The organism is Methylobacterium sp. WL103 (assembly GCF_008039885.1).
GTDB classification, from domain to species: Bacteria; Pseudomonadota; Alphaproteobacteria; order Rhizobiales; family Beijerinckiaceae; genus Methylobacterium; species Methylobacterium cerastii.
The window spans coordinates 1-6,573 of sequence record NZ_VRUX01000223.1 but is presented as its reverse complement, the minus strand read 5'-3'; the positions used below and the strand labels follow the sequence as shown (position 1 = coordinate 6,573).

7 protein-coding genes are annotated in these 6,573 nt (G+C 69.7%); 6 read left to right on the top strand and 1 reads right to left on the bottom strand.

From position 1 onward, the window contains the following. Positions 1 to 354, top strand: a 354-nt coding sequence (locus FV222_RS14375; RefSeq protein WP_210248488.1) for a hypothetical protein, incomplete at its 5' end; no start/stop codon positions are given. Then, positions 351 to 863, top strand: a complete 513-nt coding sequence (locus tag FV222_RS14370) for a hypothetical protein (RefSeq protein ID WP_147814790.1) — start codon at positions 351 to 353, stop codon at positions 861 to 863. The genes FV222_RS14375 and FV222_RS14370, both read left to right, overlap by 4 nt. Here the strand turns inward: FV222_RS14370 and FV222_RS14365 are convergent. Beyond that, on the bottom strand, positions 820 to 2,109 hold the full coding sequence (locus FV222_RS14365; protein WP_147761746.1) for a family 16 glycosylhydrolase: 1,290 nt from the start codon (positions 2,107 to 2,109) through the stop codon (positions 820 to 822). The two genes, FV222_RS14370 and FV222_RS14365, sit on opposite strands and share 44 nt — an antisense overlap. Before the next feature lie 459 nt (positions 2,110 to 2,568). On the opposite strand from FV222_RS14365, the gene FV222_RS14360 reads away from it, so the two are divergent. The 4 genes from FV222_RS14360 to FV222_RS14345 all read left to right on the top strand — a co-directional run. Beyond that, complete coding sequence (locus tag FV222_RS14360) at positions 2,569 to 2,940, top strand: PepSY domain-containing protein (protein WP_147761745.1); 372 nt, start codon at positions 2,569 to 2,571, stop codon at positions 2,938 to 2,940. Positions 2,941 to 2,977: 37 nt separating this feature from the next. Continuing rightward, a complete protein-coding gene (locus FV222_RS14355; RefSeq protein ID WP_147753953.1) occupies positions 2,978 to 3,655 on the top strand; it encodes a response regulator transcription factor in 678 nt (225 codons plus the stop codon). A gap of 261 nt (positions 3,656 to 3,916) precedes the next feature. Next, positions 3,917 to 5,359 (top strand): sensor domain-containing diguanylate cyclase, encoded by a 1,443-nt coding sequence (locus FV222_RS14350; RefSeq protein ID WP_147761744.1) that lies wholly within the window; start codon positions 3,917 to 3,919, stop codon positions 5,357 to 5,359. Between the two features lie 263 nt (positions 5,360 to 5,622). Next, a partial coding sequence (locus FV222_RS14345; protein ID WP_147814788.1) for a HAMP domain-containing histidine kinase occupies positions 5,623 to 6,573 on the top strand: 951 nt, incomplete at its 3' end.

Here is a 6,573-nt window from a genome sequence, read left to right as displayed (position 1 = left end):
TTCATGATTAAGTTGTCATACGAGATTGTTTCCTGTCTCGTGGGCTCGGATATGGTTATAATATACATGGCCTACTCCGGCCGCGCGGCGTCCGAGGCCGAGGAGAATCGGCTGGTCGTCCGCTTCGGCACCGAGTGGCGCACCTTCATCCGGCGCCAGACGCCGGACCGGCTCACCGCCCTCGACGAGCTGATCGACGAACGGATCGAGCGGCGGGCGCTCGCCCGGTTCTACCGGCGGATGAAGCATGCGGCGGTCGTCGTCGTCACGGCCTTCGCCCTGGCGCAGTTCGGGGTCGACCGGCTGCCGCTCGTGCGCCAGCTCTGGCGCCTCGTCCGGGGAGATCTGCGATGAGCGCCGCCCTCGACCGCTGGCTCACCCGGCTCTACCACGCGGTCGGCGGGGGCCTGTTTCTCGGGCTCTGCGCGATCGTCTCATACGCCGCCGGCGACCGGCACCGGCCCGGCCGGGTCGGGTCGTCCGTGCTTCTGGCGTCGGAGGTCGCGCCCGGCGGCGCGCTGCGGCAGGCGCGGGTGATCGCCGACCTCGCCGAATGTACGCTGCCCGACGCGCGCTGCCTGCACAGCGTCCGACCCGACCGGCACCAAGTGGCGCCGCCTGCCAACGCCGTCGATGCGCCGCCCTGGGACCGCGACCGCAGACCCCGGACCATCGAGACCGAGATCCCGGCCGACTTTCCCTGCGGGCCGGCGATGCCGGTCGAGAGTCCTTCGGCCGCCTGCAACGGGTTCCGGCGCACCGTCCGCCCGCAGCGCCGGCCGGATGCGGTCACGCCGTTCCGGGTGACCTGCGGTGGTGTCACCACAGGTCCGGCGGGGGCGAAGACGGCGCGAGTACCGTGAAGGCCGCGCCCTCATGGACCCAGGCGCCGCCGGCCTGCGCCTGCGTGAAGGCCGCCGTGTCGGCGGCCCCGGCGGTGTAGTAATGCGCCCCGGTCGCGGTTTCGACGAAGCGTTGGACCGTCAGCGCGTCGGCCCCGGCGAGCGCCGGGTCGGCGTAGGCCTGGAACGCCACGCCCTCGGCGTGGAAGCTCGGCAGCATGGCGGCGACGTGGTCGCGCTCCGCCACGCTCGCGGTGTAGAAGTGCTCCCCCGTCCGCGTATCGACGAAGCGGAACACGTCCACCGTATCGGGACTCGCCGCCGGCGACGCCCAGGCCACGCCCTCCTCGGTGTAGGAGGGCAGGTTCTGCGCGATGTAGTCCCGTTCGCTCGCGCTCGTCGTGTAGAGGTCGTCCCCCGTGCGCGCGTCGCGGAAGTGGAACGTGTCGTCGCGCGCCGCGTCCGGTGCGCTCGCGTAGCCCCGGATGTAGTCGATCGTCATCTGCGCCGGATTCGTCCCGTCGGGGTCGCCGGCCCAGGCCCCGCCGACGGCGAGGTTGGCGATCAGGTACATCGGCGTGTTCAGGTCCGCGGGCGTCGCCGCCTGGAAGGTCGGCTGCCCGTCGTAGTACCAGGTGATCGTGTCCGGCTCCCAGTCGACGCCGTAGGTGTGGAAGCCGGACGTCATGTCCGGCACCGCGACGTTCGACTCGTCGAGGTAATGGGTCGCGTCGACCCGGTGTCCGCCCGAGACCTGGCTGTGGACGGTGTTGCGTAGGATGTTCGGCGCGCCGCCGACCATCTCCATCACGTCGAGTTCGGGCGGCCAGCTCCCGTCCGCCGGCAGCATCCAGAAGGCCGGCCACATCCCCTGCGCCGCCGGAAGCTGCGCCCGGATCTCGAAGTAGCCGTAGGTCTGGCTGAACGTATGGGCGGTGTTGAGCATCCCGGACGTGTAGGCCTGCCCCTCGATCGCATCCCGGATGCCGGGCGCGGCCGGCGCCGCGGTGATCGTCAGCAGGCCGTCGGAGACGTGGAACGGGTCGGGCAGGCCGGCCGTGCCGCCCGCGGCCCCGTCCGACGCGGCGACGTAGTATTGCAACTCGTCATTGTATGGCATCGTCCCGGTGGCGTGGATCTTCGTCGACCATTGCGGCGCCCCGACCGTGTCGAGCCCCGTCGTGCCGTTCCAAGGCGTGAAGTCGTCGAACTCCTCCGCGAAGGTCAGGGTCGCGGTCTTCGACAGGTTGTTCGGATCGATCGCCATGGAGGCCCCCGCCGCGTGTGCGCCACCGGAGCGGCTTCGCACACTGAATGCAACTGAGGGTAGAATATTTCGTCTTAAGTTTTGGTTCCGGGCCGCGATCGCGCGATTGCGATCTGCCGGCACCGTTCGGGACGGTTCGTACGTCTTCGTGGGGCGGGGCCAGGTATAAATCACCGACGCCTTCGACGTTCGACAGTCGTTCCGTGCGGCACGTCGATCGCCGAGCTGCGATCTTGTCGCCCGCTTCCGGGCCGCGATCGCGGGGGATCGCACCCTGCACGAGGGAACCGCTGCCGGTCTCGGCCGTAACGCTTCGCAGCTCCCGATGGACCTTCGATGAGACCCGCCGCCCCCCGATCCACTCACCTCGCACACGAGGCTCTAACCGCGCCGCGAGACATGTCTCGGGCCGGGGGCATTCAGGGCGCATTCAGTGCCTTCGGCCGACAGTCCCGATCCATGCGCTACCCCTTCGCCCTCGCAGCGATCTGCCTGACCGTCGCGGCCCTCGCCGGCGGCGGTCTCGGCACGCTGGCGGAGGAGACCCGCGAGGCGGCCCCGGTCGTCTCGTCCGGGGCGTCGCAGCCGCGGGTCGAGGAGTGCCTGTCGCCCGCCGACATGCGCGAGGAGGTCTCCGAGCGCCGGGTGATCGCGCCGGTGGCGGCGATCAAGGCCGCGCGCACGGTGATCCCGCGGGCGGAGATCCAGCGCGCCAGCCTGTGCCGCCACGCCGACGGCCTCGTCTACATGCTGACCGCCTTGCGTCGGGACGGCCACTTCGTGCACGTGATGGTCGATGCCAAGACCGGCCAGGTGGCGGGCCAGTACTGACCGGCCGAGAAGGCCGTGGCTCGAGGGAGAGTGATCCGTGCGTCTGCTCGTGGTCGAGGATGACCGGGACATCAACCGGCAGGTGGTCAGCGCGCTGGAGGAGGCGGGCTACGTCGCCGACAAGGCCTTCGACGGGGAGGAGGGCGGCTATCTCGGGGAGAGCGAGCCCTACGACGCGATCATCCTCGACATGGGCCTGCCCAAGGCCGACGGCGTCAGCGTGCTGCAGAAGTGGCGCCGGGCCGGGATCAAGACCCCCGTCATCATCCTCACGGCGCGCGACCGCTGGTCCGACAAGGTCGACGGGTTCGATGCCGGCGCCGACGACTACGTGACCAAGCCGTTCCACATGGAAGAGCTGATGGCGCGGGTGCGTGCGCTGCTCCGCCGCGCCGCCGGCCACGCCACCAGCCAGATCGCCTGCGGGCCCGTCACCCTCGACACGCGCTCGGGCCGGGTGTTCGTCGACGGCAACCCGGTCAAGCTCACGAGCCACGAATACCGGTTGCTGTCCTACCTGATGCACCACACCGGCCGCGTCGTCTCCCGCGCCGAGTTGACTGAACACCTCTACGACCAGGATTTCGACCGCGATTCGAACACCATCGAAGTCTTCGTCGGGCGGCTGCGCAAGAAGCTCGCGGTCGACCTCATCCAGACGGTGCGCGGCCTCGGCTACCTGGTGGATCCGAGCCAGCCGCCGGCTCGGGTGTGACGCTTGGCGCCCGCTCTGCGCGATCCTTTCAGGACGAGATTTTTCGGATATTTCACAACCTAAAGGTGTGTTAGCAGTATCTCTAGTATGAAAAACGAAGTTTCGGTGTGCGAGATCAAATTTTCGTGGGCCGACGCATTGTGGATCGCGTGACGACCCTACGCCGAGCACTGACGCGACGTTAAGGTTCGGTGATTTAGCCTGCGGATCACTTCGACGGGTTCGGCCCAAGGGTTGCCGAGCCTTCGCGCAAGGATCTCCATGGTTCCCCTTCCGCACAATGAGCCTGCGCGCCTGGCGGCGCTGCGCAGCCTCGACGTGATCGGCATGCCGCCCGAGCCGCATTTCGACGCGCTCTGCCGCACCGCGGCGGCCCTGTTCTCCCTCCCCATCGCGCTAGTCTCGCTCGTCGAAGAGAACGACCAGTGGTTCAAGGGCAAATGCGGCCTCGACCTGGACGGCACCTCGCGCGAGGTGTCGTTCTGTTCGCACGCCATCCTCAGCCCCGACGTCATGGTGATCGAGGATGCGACGCGCGACGACCGCTTCGTCGTCAACCCGCTGGTGACGGGCAAGCCGCATATCCGCTTCTACGCGGGTGCCCCGCTCGTCCTGGCGCCCGGTCTGCATGCCGGCACCCTCTGCACCATCGACACCCAGCCGCGGACCTTCTCCACCGAACAGCGCCGGCAGCTGCAGGACGTGGCTCAGGTCGTGGTGGCGCAGCTCCGCCTGCACGCGGCCGAGCGGGCCTTGCGTGAACGGGAGGCGGGCTACCGGCTGCTCGCCGACAACACCACCGACATGGTGGTGCGGTCCGATCTCGACGGAACGCGCCGCTACGTCTCGCCCGCGGCCAAGCTGCTGCTGGGCTACGAGGCCGAGGCGTTGGTCGGCACCCGGCCACTCGACTTCGTTCACCCCGACGATGCGGATGAATATCGGCGCCTCCTCGACGACATCGGCGCGGCGCGCGTCACCCACGCCGTGGGGCAGCAGCGATATCGGCGCAAGGATGGGACCTGGGTGTGGGTCGAGGCCTCCTTCAGCCTGACCTACGACGAGATCACGAGTCGACCGGACGGCTACGTCGCTTCCGTTCGCGACATCACGGTTCGCAAGGAGAGCGAGCAGCGGATGGCGCACCTCGCGCGGCACGACGCGCTCACCGGCCTCGGCAATCGCGTCCTCTTCCGCGAACGCTTCGACGAGGAGACTGCGCGCGCGTCGCGGGCGGAGGGCGGGTTCGCGATCCTCTGTCTGGATCTCGACCGCTTCAAGGGCGTCAACGACACGCTGGGCCATCAGGCCGGGGATCAACTGCTGCGCCATGTCGCCGACCGGCTCCGCTCGGTGGTGCGCATCGAGGATACGGTGGCCCGGATCGGCGGCGACGAGTTCGTCGTCATCCAGACCGGCTCCGGCCGACGGGAGGACGCGACCCGGCTGGCCGAGCGCCTGATCGCGGCGATGTCGCTCCCGATCGATCTCGACGGCCATCCCGTCGGGATCGGCGTCAGCATCGGGATCGCGTTGACGCGAGAGGACGGCTTCGACCGCGAGGCGCTTTATCGAGCCGCCGACCGCGCCCTCTACCGCGCCAAGGCGGAGGGGCGAAACGCTTTCCGGTTCGCCTACGCCCCGGACCAGGCTCAGGTCACGGGTGACGCAGCATTCGACCCCCTCGACCGGCAGGTCGCCTGAGCCGACGCCGGCGCGACCCCTGACACACTCGGTCGCCGCGCAGGGGCGCGCCTGCGCATTCACTCGGTTCGGGCGTCGCGATCTCGCGTCGGATGACCCTTGCGCTCGGCCGGAGGACCGACGAGACGATGGGCCTCCGCATCGCCGGTAGAATGGGCGTACGCGCGCCGCCCTCGAAACGTGGTCACGGCATGACTTCGACCTCCCCACGAGCCGAGCCGAAGGATCGTGAGCATCCGGCGCCCGAACCGCGCGTCGCCCCGATGCGCGCGGTCCTGAGCCTGTTCTCCCTCCGGCGTCGCTCGATCGCGGTGCGCCTGGCGGTCTCGGCGCTGCTGGCCAGCTCCGCGATCCTGCTGCTCGCCGCCTGGATCCTGACGACGCTCTACCGCGAGACCACCGAGCGGGCGTTCGACAGCCGCCTGCTGGTCTTCGCCAACAACCTCGCCACCGACCTCGTCACCCCGAGCGACACCGAGAGTCGCGCCTTCACCCTCGGGGACCCGCGCTTCGACCTGCCGCTCTCGGGCTGGTACTGGCAGGTCGGCAAGCCCGACGCCCGGCCGCGGGACCTGCGCACCTCGCGCTCCCTCGTCGGCGTGCCGCTGAAGCCCGCGACCGATCCCGACGGCAAGGCGGGAGTCGGGCAGATCCGCCAGGGCTACGGCCGCGCCCAGGACGACCGGCTGCTCCGCATCATCGAGCGCGACGTCGACCTCGGCGAGGACGGGCGCTACACCGTGCGCGTCGCCGGCCCGGCCGACGAGATCGTCAACGACGTCGAGCGCTTCCGCAACTCGCTGTTCATGACCTTCGGCCTGCTCGGTTTGTCGCTGGCGCTGACGACCCTGCTGCAGATCCGCTTCGGCCTGGCGCCGCTGAAGAAGATGCGCGCGGCGCTCGGCGCGATCCGCCGCGGCGAGGCCGACCGGATCACCGGGACCTATCCCCGCGACATCGCCCCGCTCACCGGCGAGGTGAACCTCCTGATCGAGACCAACCGCGAGATCCTGGAGCGCGCCCGCACCCAGGTCGGCAACCTCGCCCACGCGCTCAAGACGCCGCTGTCGATCATCGTCAACGAGGTCGGCGCCTCGGACGCGCCGGCCGACCTCGCCGAGAAGATCCGCGAGCAGGCGGCGGTGATGCGCGACCAGGTGAACTACCACCTCGACCGGGCGCGCGCGGCCGCGCTCGCCGGCACGCTCGGGACC